General features: G+C 60.3%; 14 protein-coding genes. 6 read left to right on the forward strand and 8 right to left on the reverse strand.

The window, feature by feature from the left end:
* Positions 1 to 9 precede the first annotated feature (9 nt).
* From J2Y56_RS18130 to J2Y56_RS18145, 4 genes are all read left to right on the forward strand, one after another.
* Positions 10 to 444 (forward strand): rhodanese-like domain-containing protein, encoded by a 435-nt coding sequence (locus tag J2Y56_RS18130; protein WP_007948542.1) that lies wholly within the window; start codon positions 10 to 12, stop codon positions 442 to 444.
* Positions 445 to 815: 371 nt separating this feature from the next.
* Positions 816 to 1,595 carry an ABC transporter substrate-binding protein gene (locus J2Y56_RS18135; protein WP_007948541.1) on the forward strand — a complete coding sequence of 260 codons (780 nt, stop codon included), beginning with the start codon at positions 816 to 818 and terminating at the stop codon, positions 1,593 to 1,595.
* A gap of 116 nt (positions 1,596 to 1,711) precedes the next feature.
* Entirely contained in the window at positions 1,712 to 2,824 is a 1,113-nt protein-coding gene (locus J2Y56_RS18140) for a M14 family metallopeptidase (RefSeq protein WP_310336334.1), read from the forward strand.
* A 185-nt stretch (positions 2,825 to 3,009) separates the two neighbouring features.
* The gene (locus J2Y56_RS18145; RefSeq protein WP_310351761.1) at positions 3,010 to 3,726 is read left to right on the forward strand and encodes an alpha/beta hydrolase-fold protein; all 717 of its coding nucleotides are present in this window, start codon (positions 3,010 to 3,012) and stop codon (positions 3,724 to 3,726) included.
* A gap of 3 nt (positions 3,727 to 3,729) precedes the next feature.
* On the opposite strand, the gene J2Y56_RS18150 is transcribed toward J2Y56_RS18145, so the two are convergent.
* From J2Y56_RS18150 to J2Y56_RS18160, 3 genes are all read right to left on the reverse strand, one after another.
* Positions 3,730 to 4,302 (reverse strand): hypothetical protein, encoded by a 573-nt coding sequence (locus J2Y56_RS18150; RefSeq protein WP_310351764.1) that lies wholly within the window; start codon positions 4,300 to 4,302, stop codon positions 3,730 to 3,732.
* Positions 4,303 to 4,391: 89 nt separating this feature from the next.
* Positions 4,392 to 5,063: a glutathione S-transferase family protein gene (locus tag J2Y56_RS18155; RefSeq protein ID WP_007948537.1), complete on the reverse strand. Its 672-nt coding sequence runs from the start codon at positions 5,061 to 5,063 to the stop codon at positions 4,392 to 4,394.
* 84 nt (positions 5,064 to 5,147) lie between these two features.
* On the reverse strand, positions 5,148 to 5,939 hold the full coding sequence (locus J2Y56_RS18160) for a hypothetical protein (protein WP_310351766.1): 792 nt from the start codon (positions 5,937 to 5,939) through the stop codon (positions 5,148 to 5,150).
* Positions 5,940 to 6,202: 263 nt separating this feature from the next.
* On the opposite strand from J2Y56_RS18160, the gene J2Y56_RS18165 reads away from it, so the two are divergent.
* Positions 6,203 to 7,522, forward strand: coding sequence for an Nramp family divalent metal transporter (locus tag J2Y56_RS18165; RefSeq protein ID WP_310351769.1), 1,320 nt, complete (start codon positions 6,203 to 6,205; stop codon positions 7,520 to 7,522).
* A gap of 323 nt (positions 7,523 to 7,845) precedes the next feature.
* Here J2Y56_RS18165 and J2Y56_RS18170 read toward each other — a convergent pair whose 3' ends face one another.
* Genes J2Y56_RS18170 through J2Y56_RS18180 form a run of 3 tightly spaced genes read right to left on the reverse strand, consistent with a single transcriptional unit; the run spans position 7,846 to position 10,439 of the window.
* Complete coding sequence (locus J2Y56_RS18170; protein ID WP_007948743.1) at positions 7,846 to 9,027, reverse strand: acetyl-CoA C-acetyltransferase; 1,182 nt, start codon at positions 9,025 to 9,027, stop codon at positions 7,846 to 7,848.
* A gap of 11 nt (positions 9,028 to 9,038) precedes the next feature.
* The gene (locus J2Y56_RS18175) at positions 9,039 to 9,704 is read right to left on the reverse strand and encodes a CoA transferase subunit B (RefSeq protein ID WP_007948745.1); all 666 of its coding nucleotides are present in this window, start codon (positions 9,702 to 9,704) and stop codon (positions 9,039 to 9,041) included.
* Between the two features lie 36 nt (positions 9,705 to 9,740).
* Positions 9,741 to 10,439, reverse strand: coding sequence for a CoA transferase subunit A (locus J2Y56_RS18180; RefSeq protein ID WP_007948746.1), 699 nt, complete (start codon positions 10,437 to 10,439; stop codon positions 9,741 to 9,743).
* Between the two features lie 175 nt (positions 10,440 to 10,614).
* On the opposite strand from J2Y56_RS18180, the gene J2Y56_RS18185 reads away from it, so the two are divergent.
* Complete coding sequence (locus tag J2Y56_RS18185) at positions 10,615 to 11,517, forward strand: LysR substrate-binding domain-containing protein (RefSeq protein ID WP_310351773.1); 903 nt, start codon at positions 10,615 to 10,617, stop codon at positions 11,515 to 11,517.
* Positions 11,518 to 11,559: 42 nt separating this feature from the next.
* Here the strand turns inward: J2Y56_RS18185 and J2Y56_RS18190 are convergent, their stop codons facing one another.
* Positions 11,560 to 12,402, reverse strand: coding sequence for an NAD-dependent protein deacetylase (locus J2Y56_RS18190; protein ID WP_310351775.1), 843 nt, complete (start codon positions 12,400 to 12,402; stop codon positions 11,560 to 11,562).
* Positions 12,403 to 12,490: 88 nt separating this feature from the next.
* A complete protein-coding gene (locus J2Y56_RS18195; protein WP_310351780.1) occupies positions 12,491 to 13,537 on the reverse strand; it encodes a class I SAM-dependent methyltransferase in 1,047 nt (348 codons plus the stop codon).
* Positions 13,538 to 13,561 lie beyond the last annotated feature (24 nt).

Below are 13,561 nucleotides of genomic sequence, written 5' to 3' on the forward strand. Positions count from 1 at the left end.
GTACAGCCCATGACCAGCCTGGTTCGAGAAATTCCCGCCGCCCCTTCGGCCATCGCGCTGATGCATTTCAGCAACCGTCTGACCTTTGAAACCGACTGTTCCGACGTCCACGGCAGTCAACAGGCCGGCGAGGTGGATTTTGTGTTGGTGGATGTGCGCGGTCCGTTGGCGTTCGAACGGGGCCATGTACCGGGCGCAATCAACATTCCGGGGCGGTTGCTGACTGCTGAAAGTCTGGCCGCTTACCCGAAAAGCAGTGTGTTCGTGGTGTATTGCGCGGGCCCGCATTGCAACGGCGCCAACAAGGCCGCAGTGAAACTCGCGGCGCTGGGTTACCCGGTCAAGGAAATGATCGGCGGGGTAACCGGGTGGCTGGATGAAGGGTTTGAGTTGAGTACGCGGGTACCGCGTCCCGCCAGCGCCGTCGTTGGCTGCGAATGTTGATCAACTGTGGCGACTGGCTGACGCAACGGTCCACCATCTATCCAGTGTCGCCTGCACCCGTCATAAACGGCGGGATAGGTGGCGCTGTCCTGTTCTGTCGGAGATAACGGTGATCCGCGTCACCTTTATCCGTTTCTGTCGTTTTCGCGTGTAGGTTTTGTCTGAAAATAGGGCTTGTCCTACAGTCTTTGCACCGCCGTGGCGCACGCTTCAAGGGGCTCTATTGCATGGGCTACTTTTCTATAAGTATTTGTCGCTTAAACACAATTTGCCTGCCGGCAGCCACTCTAGACTGCCGGCCACTTCGGTTTTCACCGGCCGAAAGCCAATCGTAAGCTGCCAATAAAAGCCTCCGCACACAGGAGTTATAAATGAAAAAGCTAGTGATGTTCGGTGCCCTGGCACTGTCGATGTTGTCCCTGACCGCTGTGGCCGAAGACGCCAAGCCGATCCGCATCGGCATCGAAGCCGGTTACCCGCCATTCTCGATGAAAACCCCTGACGGCAAACTGACCGGTTTCGACGTGGACATCGGCGATGCGCTGTGCGAGCAGATGAAAGTGAAGTGCACGTGGGTCGAGCAAGAATTCGACGGCCTGATCCCGGCGCTGAAAGTGAAGAAAATCGACGCGATCCTGTCGTCCATGACCATCACCGACGACCGTAAAAAGAACGTCGATTTCACCATCAAGTACTACCACACCCCCGCGCGCTTCGTGATGAAACAAGGCTCCGACGTCAAGGACCCGCTGACCGAACTCAAAGGCAAGAAAGTCGGTGTGCTGCGCGCCAGTACTCATGACCGCTTCGCCACTGAAGTGCTGGTGCCGGCCGGGATCAACCTGGTTCGCTATGGCTCGCAGCAGGAAGCCAACCTGGATATGGTCTCTGGCCGCGTTGACGCGCTGCTGGCCGACTCGGTCAACCTGGACGACGGTTTCCTGAAAACCGACGCCGGTAAAGGTTTCGTGTTCGTAGGCCCTGAGTACAACGATCCGAAGTACTTCGGTGGCGGCGCCGGCATTGCCGTGCGCAAGGGTGATACCGCGCTGGCTGACCAGTTCAACACCGCTATCACCGAAATCCGCGCCAACGGCAAGTACAAGCAAGTGCAAGACAAGTACTTCAAGTTTGACGTTTACGGCGAGTAATCACGCCGTTCAAAAAAATGGCAGCCGTTGACGCGGTTGCCATTTTTTTTGTGCATTCTCCCTAGCAACAGAGAACCCTGGAGTGATTTTCACCGTTCAGGACTCAGGAGTTCACCATGCAACGCATCGACCATTCACTGCCCTGGAGCCACCTGGGCACCGAACGTACCCTCAGCGTATTTCGCTACGGCGTGGGGACACGCAAGGTCTACATCCAGGCCAGCCTGCATGCGGACGAACTGCCGGGCATGCGCACGGCGTGGGAGCTCAAAAAGCGCCTGACCGAACTTGAAGCCCAAGGCCAACTGCAAGGCGTGATCGAACTGGTACCGGTGGCCAACCCGATTGGTCTGGATCAGCACCTGCAAGGCAGCCACATGGGCCGCTTTGAACTGGGCAGCGGCAAGAATTTCAACCGTTCGTTTGTCGAGCTCAGCGCACCCGTAGCCGCGTTGATCGGCGAGCGATTGAGCGACAATGCGCAGGCCAACATCGCCCTGATTCGCCAGACCATGGGCCAGGTGCTTGATGGCTTACCGGCACCGGCCTCGCAACTGGAAGCCATGCACCGCTTGCTGTTGCGCCATGCGTGCGATGCCGACATCACCCTCGATCTGCATTGTGATTTCGATGCGGCGATTCATATCTATGCCTTGCCGCAACACTGGCCGCAGTGGCAATCCCTGGCGGCGCGGTTGAAGGCCGGCGTGGCGTTGCTGTGCGAGGATTCCGGCGGCAGCTCGTTTGACGAGTCGTGCTCTTCGCCGTGGTTGCGTCTGGCGCGGGCGTTTCCTCAGGCCGCCATTCCCCCGGCCAACCTGGCGACGACCCTGGAACTGGGGAGCATGGGCGACACGCGGGTTGGTCAGGCTCAGGCCAATTGCGAGGCCATCCTCGGTTTCCTGGCCGAGCAGGGGTTTATCAAAGGCACCTGGCCGGCGGCACCGAGCGAGTGCTGTGAAGGTATGCCGTTCGAAGGCACCGAGTACCTGTTCGCGCCGCATCACGGCGTGGTCAGTTTCTTGCGCGAGGCCGGTGAATGGGTGGAGCGGGGCGATGCGCTGTTTGAAGTGGTTGACCCTTTGAATGACCGGGTGACCACGGTGCGGGCCGGGACCAGCGGTGTGTTGTTTGCGATTGATCGCGGGCGGTATACGCAACCGGGGTCGTGGCAGGCGAAGGTGGCGGGGCGGGAGCCGATTCGGGTGGGAAAACTCATCAACGACTGAAGATTTTCGCTGTCTTCAAGGGCCTCTTCGCGAGCAAGCCCGCTCCCACATTTTATCGGCGTTGACTCGGTCAAATGTGGGAGCGGGCTTGCTCGCGAAGGCGGCATCAGCAACAACCAAAATCCCCCGGCAGGTTTCACAGTGCTAGGCTCACCCCGAATCCTGATCCCTGTGAAGGAAGCCTCATGCTGAAATTTCTCGCTCTACTGACACTGCTGGCCTCCGCAACGGTCCACGCCCAACCCCCGCTGCAAACCGATCTGCCACTCAAGTACCTGGAACAAACCAACGCGGATACGCAAAACCAGCCGCTGGTGATTTTTCTCCACGGTTACGGCAGTAACGAGCAGGACCTGTTCGGCATCAAGGATGATCTGCCTGCGAGCTACACCTACCTGTCGGTGCGGGCGCCGATGACCCTGGAAGAGGGCAGTTATCAGTGGTTTCGCAAGAAGGGCGAGGGGGCTTATAACGGCGAGACCGACGACTTGAAGACCAGCGGCCAGGTGCTGCAGGATTTCATCGCACAAGCGGCGAAGAAATATCACACCGAACCGGACAAGGTGGTCCTGGTGGGGTTTAGCCAGGGCGCGATCATGTCCTATGAGGTGGCGTTGCGTCACCCCGAGGCGGTCGGCGCGATTGCGGCGCTCAGCGGGCGGATTCTGCCGGTGCTCAAATCCGCGCTCAAACCGGATGAAAAACGCCAGGCACTGGCGATTTTCATCGGTCATGGCAAAGAGGACAACCGCCTGCCGTACAAGGACGGTACAGAGGCAAACAGCCTGTTGCAGAGCATTTCGCTCACGCCTGAGTTTCATGGCTACGAAGGTCTCGGCCACTCCATCAGCGCGGCCGAAGTCGAGGATTTGAACGCCTGGCTGCAGCGCCTCAACCCCTGAGGCTTATTTGCCGGTGACGATTTGTTTAATCAACGTTTCGTGTGCGGCCATGTCACCCGGACGGGAGATGACCTGAACCACGGCCATTCGGTTGCCGGACGCCGCCATCAGCGTGGTACTGAGGGTCATGCCCCCGCCTTGTGTGGCCGTGCTGTCTACCTGCCGCAGCCCCAGCCCGGTCGCTTTTTGCGTCAGGCTCTTTTCGCTGAGTTTGTTGAAGTCGGGCAGGGCCTGGCGTTGTGCCGTGTCGAAATCGGCCACCGTACCGTCGAGAAACGCACCGTCGTTGTCTTTGACCGTGACGTCTTTCGGCAGGTTGTTTTCAGCGGTGATCACCACGGTCTTGGTGGTTTCGTTGGTGTACAGGGTGCCGCTCCCGCCGTCCGGGCTGGCCGGCAGGGTGTCGGCGGTAAAGCCTTTGGGCAGGGTGAACGAGAACTTGCCGTCCAGCATCGAGACTTTCTGCGTGGACGAAGCATTGCTATCAGTGGCCGTGGCAGCCTGTGCATTCAACGCGCCCAGACTGGCAACCGCCATCAGCAACAGGACAACGGCTTTTTTACTCAACAGTGACATGCAAAAAACTCCAGGGATGATCGCGCTTTGAGGGCGATCATCCCATGGACGTTGTGAAGCATTCCAGCGCGGTCGCGGCTTGGCGAGCGTCAGGCCTGGTTTTGCGGGAACAGGTTGCGACGGGTTTCTTCGTCAAACTCGGCCTTGAGCACCAGTGTTTCTTTCAGGCCCTGGGCGCGTTGGGCTGCCGGGCGGGCGCTGATTTCATCGAACAGGCGCTTGACGTTCGGGTACGCCGCCAGGCCGTTCTCGCCGAGGATGTACGGCGCGTAATTGGCCCAGCCCCAGAGTGCCATGTCGGCGATGCTGTAGGTGTCGCCGGCCAGGTATTGATGATCGGCCAGGCGCTGGTCAAGCACGCGGTAGTGACGTTCGACTTCCTTGAGGTAGCGGTTTTTGGCGTAGGGCAGGTCTTGCGGCGCGTGGTGCAGGAAATGCACGGCTTGACCCGAGAATGGCGACAGGCCGGTGGCGATGAACATCAACCACGACAGCAATTGGGCATTGCCGGCAGCGGTGGTCGGCAGGAAACGCTGATGTTTTTGCGCCAGGTGCAGCAGTATGGCCTGGGAATCGAACACCGTGGCGTCGCCATCGACCAGGGCCGGAACCTTGGCGTTCGGGTTGATCGCCAAAAAGGCTGGCAGGTGTTGTTCGCCTTTGAAGGTGTCGACGCCGATCAATTCGTAAGGCGTTTGCAGCTCTTCAAGCAGCAGGGCAACTTTCATCGGGTTCGGCGAAGGGTGGAAAAAGAACTTCATGGTGTAGGCCTCAGTCATTGATGGGTTGTGAACTGAGGCTGATGGTGAGGGAAACCCGTTCGATTGACGTACGAGGTTGTTGCTTTACTCGTTCGATCCTATCGAACGTGTTGCGACAGCGTCGACCGGTCGGGCCAACAGTTGCCGGGTCACCCCGAGCATGGCCACTGACACCGCGACGCCGAGGGCGAACGCACTCAGTCCCCAGTGCGGTAACGCCAGCGCCAACACCAGACAAAACGCCGCGAACGAATACATGCCGGTGGCCGTGGCTCGCAGTAGTGCGGCAGTAAACGCCGGCCCTCGGGTTTGCTGGGAGAACACCGCCATCACGCTGCCCAATACCGGGAACACCGCGAGCAGGCCGCTCCAGCGTTCACCCACGGTGCTGGCCAGCAGCGTGACGGCGAGGGTCAGCAAGGCACCGGCCAGCATGCGCAGCAGCAGTTTGTCGGACTTCGGCGCCGGGCCGGAAACGATGGGCTGCACCTTGGGGAACAGGTAAGGCGCTGCGAGTAGCGCGGTGGCAGCGGCGATGGCCGAGAACAACAGGGACGGCGGGATCAGCGACAGAGTGACAGCCGCCAAGGCCCAAACGGATAGCGAAACCACCAGCGCCAACGGCCAACTGGCGCGTTGGGCGACTTGGGCATAGGTCACGCAGAAGGCAATCATCGCGAACATCGCCGACAATGCGGCCGTCGCCGATTGGGCAGCAAACACTACGCCTTGCTCGATGGCGAGGAAAAACAGAATCGGCCCGACCACCACCGGCAATCCCGACAACCAACCGGCCACGCTCGGGCCCCAGCGTTTACCCGCCAGGGAAATCAGCAACAGAAACCCCGGAATCACCAGCAGTTTAAGCATCAGCACGCACGCGTCTCCGACCTGAGTGAGGTGGCAACGTTAGCATTGCACGGGGGAGATTGCTCTATGGATTGTCGTGTTTTGTATACAAGATGATGATCATTCCCACGCTCTGCGTGGGAATGCAGCCTGGGACGCTCTGCGTCTCATACAAAGCCGAACGCAGAGCGTCCGCTGAGGCAATCCCACGCAGAGCGTGGGAACGATCATCAGCTGCGGGCCAGCGAAGCGTCTAAGCTGCCTCCATTCAATCGTTTCTGGATGTGTGTGTGAAATTCAGTTTACCCAAAGTCGCCACGGCGCCGTTCTGCCCGCCGGAAGTGGCCGGCAGTGTTGCCGTTGATCCGCGCGCATCTTTCTTTAAACGGGTGCTGCGTTTCGCCGGCCCCGGTTTGCTGGTGTCCATCGGCTACATGGACCCAGGCAACTGGGCGACGGCCATCGAGTCCGGTTCTAGGTTCGGTTACAGCCTGTTGTTTGTGGTGTTGCTGGCGAGTCTGGCGGGGATGGTGGTGCAGTGTTTGTGCTCGCGCCTGGGTATCGCCACCGGGCGCGATCTGGCGCAGTTGTCCCGCGAGCGCTACAGCACGCGCACGGCGCGCACTCAGTGGGTGTTGGCAGAAATCTCGATCATCGCCACGGACCTTGCCGAAGTGCTCGGTTGTGCCCTGGCGTTCCATCTGTTGCTCGGCTGTTCGCTGACCGTTGGCATCGCCCTCACCGCGTTTGACACGCTGCTGGTACTGGCCCTGCAAAATCGTGGTTTCCGTCGTCTGGAAGCGATCATGCTGGTTCTGGTGAGCACCATCGGCGTGTGTTTTTTAGTCGAATTGCTGCTGATCAAACCTTACTGGCCGGACGTGGCGCGAGGCTTCGTCCCGTCACTTTCGGCGATTGGGGACGCCGCGCCGCTGTACTTGGCCATCGGGATTCTCGGGGCCACGGTGATGCCGCATAACCTGTATCTGCACACGTCAATCGTACAGACCCGATTGATCGGCAAGGACCTGGCCAGCAAGCAGGACGCGGTGAAGCTGGCGCGCATCGACACCATTGGTTCGCTGGCGTTGGCACTTATGGTGAACGCGGCAATTTTGATCCTCGCAGCGGCTGCGTTTCACAAGACCGGGCATACCGATGTGGTGGACATTCAGGATGCCTATCGGCTGCTTGATCCACTGGTCGGTGGGGCGATGGCCAGCGTGTTGTTCGGGGTGGCGTTGCTGGCTTCGGGGCAGAGTTCCACATTTACCGGGACCATCGCCGGACAGGTGATCATGGAGGGTTTCCTGAACCTGCGGATTCCGTGCTGGCAACGACGTTTGATTACCCGAGGGCTGGCGCTGATTCCGGCGTTCATCGGCGTCTGGCTGATGGGCGACGCGGCGATTGGCAAGTTGCTGGTGTTGAGTCAGGTGGTGTTGAGTCTGCAATTGCCGTTTGCGCTGTACCCGTTGATCCGCATGACCAACGATCACAAGTTGATGGGGCCATTGGTGAACCGCTGGCCGACGCGGGTGTTGGCGTGGGGGTTGTTTGTGGTGATCAGTGGGGCGAATAGCTGGTTGATTCTGCAGTTTTTGGGGTGACTGGGCTGGCCTGCTCGCGATGAACGATGACGCGGTCCGGGCTTGTTCACACAACCTGTAGCAGCTGGCGAAGCCTGCGTTCGGCTGCGCAGCAGTCGTAAAATCAGGCAATGCGGTGCATCAGGAATAACGAGTGCTCAGGTTCACGACTGCTGCGCAGCCGAACGCAGGCTTCGCCAGCTGCTACACGTCGAACGCAGGCTTCGACAGCTGCTACAAGGGATTTGGGTATAGCGAAAGGACCCGGCGCGATGTGAATCACGCCGGGGGTGTTGCCAGGCTGCGCGGATCTTCGTGGGTCCCCGCGCAGTCTGATGAACGCTTTATGCCCGCTCGATGGCCAGTGCCACGCCTTGACCACCACCGATGCACAGGGTGGCGAGGCCTTTTTTGGCGTCGCGCTTGATCATTTCATGCAGCAAGGTCACCAGCACGCGGCAGCCCGATGCACCGATCGGGTGACCCAGCGCGATGGCGCCGCCGTTGACGTTGACCTTGTTCAAGTCCCATTCCAGGTCCTTGGCCACCGCCAGTGATTGCGCGGCGAATGCTTCGTTGGCTTCGACCAGGTCCAGTTGATCGATGGACCAGCCGGCCTTGCTCAGGCAGCGACGTGTAGCCGACACCGGGCCGATGCCCATGATCGCCGGATCAACACCCGCATTGGCGTAAGCCGCGATGGTTGCCAATACCGGCAGGCCGAGGGCCTTGGCTTTGTCGGCGCTCATCAGGATCACGGCGGCGGCACCGTCGTTCAGCGACGAGGCGTTACCTGCTGTCACCGAACCATCCTTTTTGAACGCCGGTTTCAGCTTGCCCAGCGCTTCAGCGGTGGTGCCGGCACGCGGCTGTTCATCAGTGGCGAAGGACAGCGGATCGCCCTTGCGCTGAGGAATCAGGATCGGCGTGATCTCATCGACAAAACGCCCGGCTTCGATAGCTGCCGTGGCTTTTTGTTGCGAGGCCGCAGCGAAGGCGTCCTGTTGTTCGCGGGTCAGGCTGTACTTCTCGACCAGGTTTTCGGCAGTGATGCCCATGTGGTAATCGTTGAACGCATCCCACAGGCCGTCGCTGATCATGGTGTCGACGATTTGGGCGTTACCCATGCGCAGACCGGTGCGAGCACCCGGCATGACGTAGTTGGACAGGCTCATGTTTTCCTGGCCGCCAGCAATGATCACGTCGGCGTCGCCGCAGCGAATCGCCTGGGTGGCCAGGTGCAGGGCCTTGAGGCCCGAACCGCAGACCTTGTTCAGGGTCATGGCCGGCACGGTGAACGGCAGGCCGGCCTTGATCGCCGATTGGCGCGCAGGGTTTTGCCCGGCGCCGGCGGTCAGGACCTGGCCCATGATCACTTCATCGACTTCAGCCGGATTCAGGCCGGTTTGCGCCAGCAACTGGCGAATCACCGCAGCGCCGAGGTCAACTGCAGAAACGCCCGCCAGTGAGCCCTGGAAACTGCCAATGGCAGTCCGGGTGGCGGCGACAATGACGACGTCTTGCATGGAAGGATTCCTCACTGAGCGTCAAACTGCATTTCTGGAACGTGATCAGGCACGATCAGTTTGCCAGCGGTTTTTGCGACGATTTCTTCGATGCTGACGCCCGGTGCACGTTCCTTGAGGATGAACGCGCCGTCCTGGATTTCCAGGTAGGCCAGGTCAGTCAGTACGCGCTTGATGCAACCGGCGCCGGTCAGCGGCAGGCTGCAACGGGAGAGCAATTTCGACTCGCCGTCTTTGGAGGCGTGGGTCATGGTGACGATGATGTTTTCCGCACCGGCCACCAGGTCCATCGCGCCGCCCATGCCCTTGATCAGCTTGCCAGGGACCATCCAGGAGGCGATGTTGCCTTCGACATCGACTTCAAACGCGCCGAGCACGGTCAGGTCGATGTGGCCGCCACGAATCATGGCGAAGGATTCGGCGGAAGAGAAAATCGAGGCGCCGATACGCGCGGTCACGGTTTGCTTGCCGGCGTTGATCATGTCGGCATCGACTTCGGCGTCAGTCGGGAACGCGCCCATGCCGAGCAGGCCGTTTTCCGATTGCAGCATGACTTCCATGCCTTCAGGGATGTAGTTGGCGACCAGGGTCGGAATGCCGATGCCCAGGTTGACGTAGAAGCCGTCCTGCATTTCGCGGGCGACGCGTTGAGCCATTTGTTCGCGGGAAAGTGCCATTGTTGTTATTCCTTCATTCGGTCCGGGGGCTGGGGATCACTTACGCACGGTGCGCTGTTCGATGCGCTTTTCGAACGTGCCGCAAATGACTCGGTCGACATAGATGCCAGGGGTGTGGATCTGTGCCGGGTCCAGCTCGCCAGGTTCGACGATTTCTTCAACTTCGACCACGGTGATCTTGCCGGCGGTGGCGGCCAGCGGGTTGAAGTTCTGGGCGGTGTGGCGATAGACGACGTTACCGAAATGGTCGGCTTTCCAGCCTTTGACGATGGCGAAGTCACCGGTGATGGATTCTTCCATCAGGTACTGGCGGCCATGGAATTCGCGTGTTTCCTTGCCGTCGGCAACCGGGGTGCCCACGCCAGTGGCGGTGAAGAAGGCCGGAATGCCGGCGCCGCCTGCGCGCATTTTTTCAGCGAGGGTGCCTTGTGGGGTCAGGATGACTTCGATGGCGCCGCTCATCAGCTGCTCTTCGAACATCTTGTTTTCGCCGACGTAGGACGCCACGACCTTGCTGATCTGCCGGTCTTCCAGCAGCACGCCGAGGCCGAAACCGTCGACGCCGCAGTTGTTGGAAACCACGGTGAGGTCGCGGGTGCCTTTGCGTTTGATCTCGTTGATCAGGTTTTCCGGGATCCCGCACAGACCGAAGCCGCCAGCGATCACGGTCATGCCGTCTTCAAGACCTGCCAGAGCTTCCTCGTAGGAACTCACGCGCTTGTCGAAACCTGCCATATGCACCTCTTTTATTCTTTGTGGTCGGCTGGCTAGCCGTATGCGACGAAGTGTCGCGTTCTTGTATTCATTTGTTAAGTTGATTTTTAAGGATGATTGATAGATAAAACTCATTAAACCGCTGTTTTATACTGGCAGCTTGAAGCTTATAGCTTACAACTGGAGCAAAGCGACCATGACCATCAAGCAGATCCGCGCATTCCTGGCCGTAGCCCAGAGTTTGAGTTTTGCCGTGGCCTGTGAGCGCCTGCACCTGTCGCAATCGGCATTGAGCCTGACCATCAAGGCGCTGGAGGAGGGCCTGGGCGGGCGCTTGTTCACCCGCAACACGCGCAACGTAGCGTTGACCGCCGAAGGCGAATCGCTGGTGCCGCTGGCGCGCCGCTTGATCGCCGACTGGGACAATGCCGAGGACGAACTGCGCCAACGTTTCACCCTCCAGCGCGGCCGCGTGACGCTGGCGGCCATGCCATCGTTTGCCGGCAACCTGCTGCCACCGATCCTCAAGACGTTTCGCGCGCGCTATCCGAAGGTCAACGTCACGGTCAATGACGTGATCAACGAGCAAGTGCTGGAAATGGTCCGTGACCGCCACGTTGAGCTGGGCGTGGCGTTTGAGCCGACGCAGAGTTCGTCACTGGCGTTCACGCCGTTGTACATAGACCGGTTCGTCGCTGTCGTGCCCAAGGATTCGCCATTGACCGAGCTTGATGATATCGACTGGCAAACGTTGCTCAAGGAGCCGTTCATCACTTTGCAGCGACCGTCGACACTGCGGGTAATGCTGGAAGAACATTTGCAGGCGCGGGGAATGAAATTGCCGGTGGAATTTGAAAGCCATCAATTGGCGACAGTCGGCAGGATGGTTGCCAGCGGATTGGGCGTGAGCGCGGTGCCTGCGTTGTGCGCCGGACAGATGCAGGAACTCGGAGCCCGGTGCCTTACATTGCGCGATCCGGTGGTAGAGCGGGCCATCGGCGTATTGACCCAGCCTGGGGTTGAACTGTCGGCGGCGGCGCAGGCGTTGTTCGATATCCTCAAGGAACAAAACCTGGGCCAGCGCCTGACTGCGAATTGAACACAATTTCCTGTGGGAGCGGCGGTGGGGTTTCGTCTGTAGTTATGTGGACAGCCGTTGGGCCAGCAGGGGCAAAAGCTCTTCGCACGATCCCTCAATCTTGAAGTCCAGAATGTCATCCGCCCGAGTCTTCCCCAGATTCATCGCAATCAATGGCTTGCCTTGATCCGCCACCGCCCGGCACAGCCGAAATGCCGAATACGCCATCAACGATGACCCCACCACCAGCAACCCCGCAGCCTTTTCCACCGCCGTCATTGCCTTGACCGCCGTTGCCTGCGCCACGTTCTCGCCAAAAAACACCACGTCCGGTTTCATCCGCTCGCCTGCGCAGTGCGGGCAGTGCGGCACCTGAAACCGCGCTTCAAATGCTGGATCCAGCAATGTGTCGCCATCTGGCGCCTGTACCGCGTCGACCCCGGCCAGGTAAGGATTCTGCGCTTCCATCAAGCGCTGAATGGCATTGCGTTCGCTGCGTATCCCGCAATCCAGGCACAGCACCCGGTGCAGGCTGCCGTGCAGTTCTATCACGTCATGACTGCCGGCCTGATCGTGCAGGGTGTCGACGTTCTGGGTGATCAGGCCGCTGATATGCCGGGTGCTTTGCAATCGGGCCAACGCTTCGTGCGCGACATTCGGCTGTGCCAGGTGCACACGCGGCCAACCGAGCATGGCCCGTGCCCAGTAGCGTCGACGTGATTGCGGGGCCGACAGAAACTCCTGGTACATCATCGGTTGCCGGCCACGTCGCACGCCCTGGTTGTCGCGGTAGTCCGGAATGCCCGACGGGGTGCTGATGCCAGCGCCGGTCAGTACCACAAACGGCTGGTCAGCCATTAATTGCCGAAGCCGCTCGAGTTGTTCGCGCAGGAGGCTGTCGAGCATGTTCAACACTCCGGGGAGGGCCTTGAGTGGTTGCAGCGTAGCAGACCGATCACCCGGACAGCGCGCCTGTCCGGGTGCCTGCCTGTGTTTATTTCCGCGCCTCCAGAATCAGGTTGAACGGGGTTTCCGTGGCCCGCCGGAACGTCTTGAATCCGGCCTCGGTGAAGACCTTGCGTAACCGTGCTTCCCCGGCCTGGGCGCCGAGCCCGAGGCCGACTTCCTGGGACAGCGAGTTAGGCGTGCAAATGAACGTCGAAGCCGCGTAGAACAGCCGGCCTACCGGGGTGATGTTGTCGTCGAGCGAGTCGTTGGCGAAGGGCTCTACCAGCAACACCGCGCCGTCCGGTTTCAGCGATTCATAGGCATGTTTGGCCGCTCCCACCGGGTCGCCCATGTCGTGCAGGCAGTCGAAGTAGCAGACCAGGTCATAGTCGGTGCCGGGGTAGCTCTTGGCGGTGCCCTGGAAGAACCGTGCTCGTTCGGCCACGCCACCTTCTTCGGCGCGCTGGGTCGCGACCGTGATGGAGGGCGCGTGATAGTCAAAACCGACAAACCGCGAGTTCGGGAACGCCTGGGCCATGATCACCGTCGAGGCGCCATGCCCGCAGCCGATGTCCGCGACTTTGGCGCCAGCTTCGAGCTTGGCCACCACGCCGTCGAGGGCCGGCAGCCATTCGGCGATCAGGTGCGCTTTGTACCCGGGCCGGAAAAACCGTTCGGTGCCGCTGAACATGCACGGATGGTGATCGCCCCAGGGCAGGGCGCCGTCGCCGCGCATGGCCTTGACCAGTTTGTCCTTGTCATGGAAAAACGACGCGACCACGCCGATACCGCCGGCGATATAGACGGGTGAGTCTTCGATGGCCAGGGCCAGCGCTTGTTCTTCGGGCAGGCGGAACTGGCCGTCGCGGTGTTCCATGTAACCGGAAGCGGCGTGGGCACTGAGCCATTCGCGCACCAGGCGGGGGTTGCAGCCGGTTTTGTCAGCGAGGGTTTCAGGGCTGATGAGCTGACTGTCGGCCATGGCCCGGTACAGACCGAGCTCCTCGCCGAGGATGACATTGGCGAGCATCGCCGCGCCGCCCATGTCGTTCACCAGTTTGCCCATGAAATCATTGAGTCTGGCCTCGTCCATCACGTGTGCTCCTTTAGCAGGATC

It is taken from the genome of Pseudomonas sp. BE134, from assembly GCF_031456105.1.
Classification (GTDB): domain Bacteria; phylum Pseudomonadota; class Gammaproteobacteria; order Pseudomonadales; family Pseudomonadaceae; genus Aquipseudomonas.

Bases quoted from the DNA above. Each gene is read 5' to 3' on its own strand.
- J2Y56_RS18155 (WP_007948537.1), bottom strand. From the start codon at position 5,063: ATGAAGTTCTTTTTCCACCCTTCGCCGAACCCGATGAAAGTTGCCCTG.
- J2Y56_RS18185 (WP_310351773.1), top strand. From the start codon at position 10,615: ATGACCATCAAGCAGATCCGCGCATTCCTGGCCGTAGCCCAGAGTTTG.
- J2Y56_RS18180 (WP_007948746.1), bottom strand. From the start codon at position 10,439: ATGGCAGGTTTCGACAAGCGCGTGAGTTCCTACGAGGAAGCTCTGGCA.
- J2Y56_RS18135 (WP_007948541.1), top strand. From the start codon at position 816: ATGAAAAAGCTAGTGATGTTCGGTGCCCTGGCACTGTCGATGTTGTCC.
- J2Y56_RS18140 (WP_310336334.1), top strand. From the start codon at position 1,712: ATGCAACGCATCGACCATTCACTGCCCTGGAGCCACCTGGGCACCGAA.
- J2Y56_RS18130 (WP_007948542.1), top strand. From the start codon at position 10: ATGACCAGCCTGGTTCGAGAAATTCCCGCCGCCCCTTCGGCCATCGCG.
- J2Y56_RS18195 (WP_310351780.1), bottom strand. From the start codon at position 13,537: ATGGACGAGGCCAGACTCAATGATTTCATGGGCAAACTGGTGAACGAC.
- J2Y56_RS18190 (WP_310351775.1), bottom strand. From the start codon at position 12,402: ATGCTCGACAGCCTCCTGCGCGAACAACTCGAGCGGCTTCGGCAATTA.
- J2Y56_RS18145 (WP_310351761.1), top strand. From the start codon at position 3,010: ATGCTGAAATTTCTCGCTCTACTGACACTGCTGGCCTCCGCAACGGTC.
- J2Y56_RS18170 (WP_007948743.1), bottom strand. From the start codon at position 9,027: ATGCAAGACGTCGTCATTGTCGCCGCCACCCGGACTGCCATTGGCAGT.
- J2Y56_RS18150 (WP_310351764.1), bottom strand. From the start codon at position 4,302: ATGTCACTGTTGAGTAAAAAAGCCGTTGTCCTGTTGCTGATGGCGGTT.
- J2Y56_RS18175 (WP_007948745.1), bottom strand. From the start codon at position 9,704: ATGGCACTTTCCCGCGAACAAATGGCTCAACGCGTCGCCCGCGAAATG.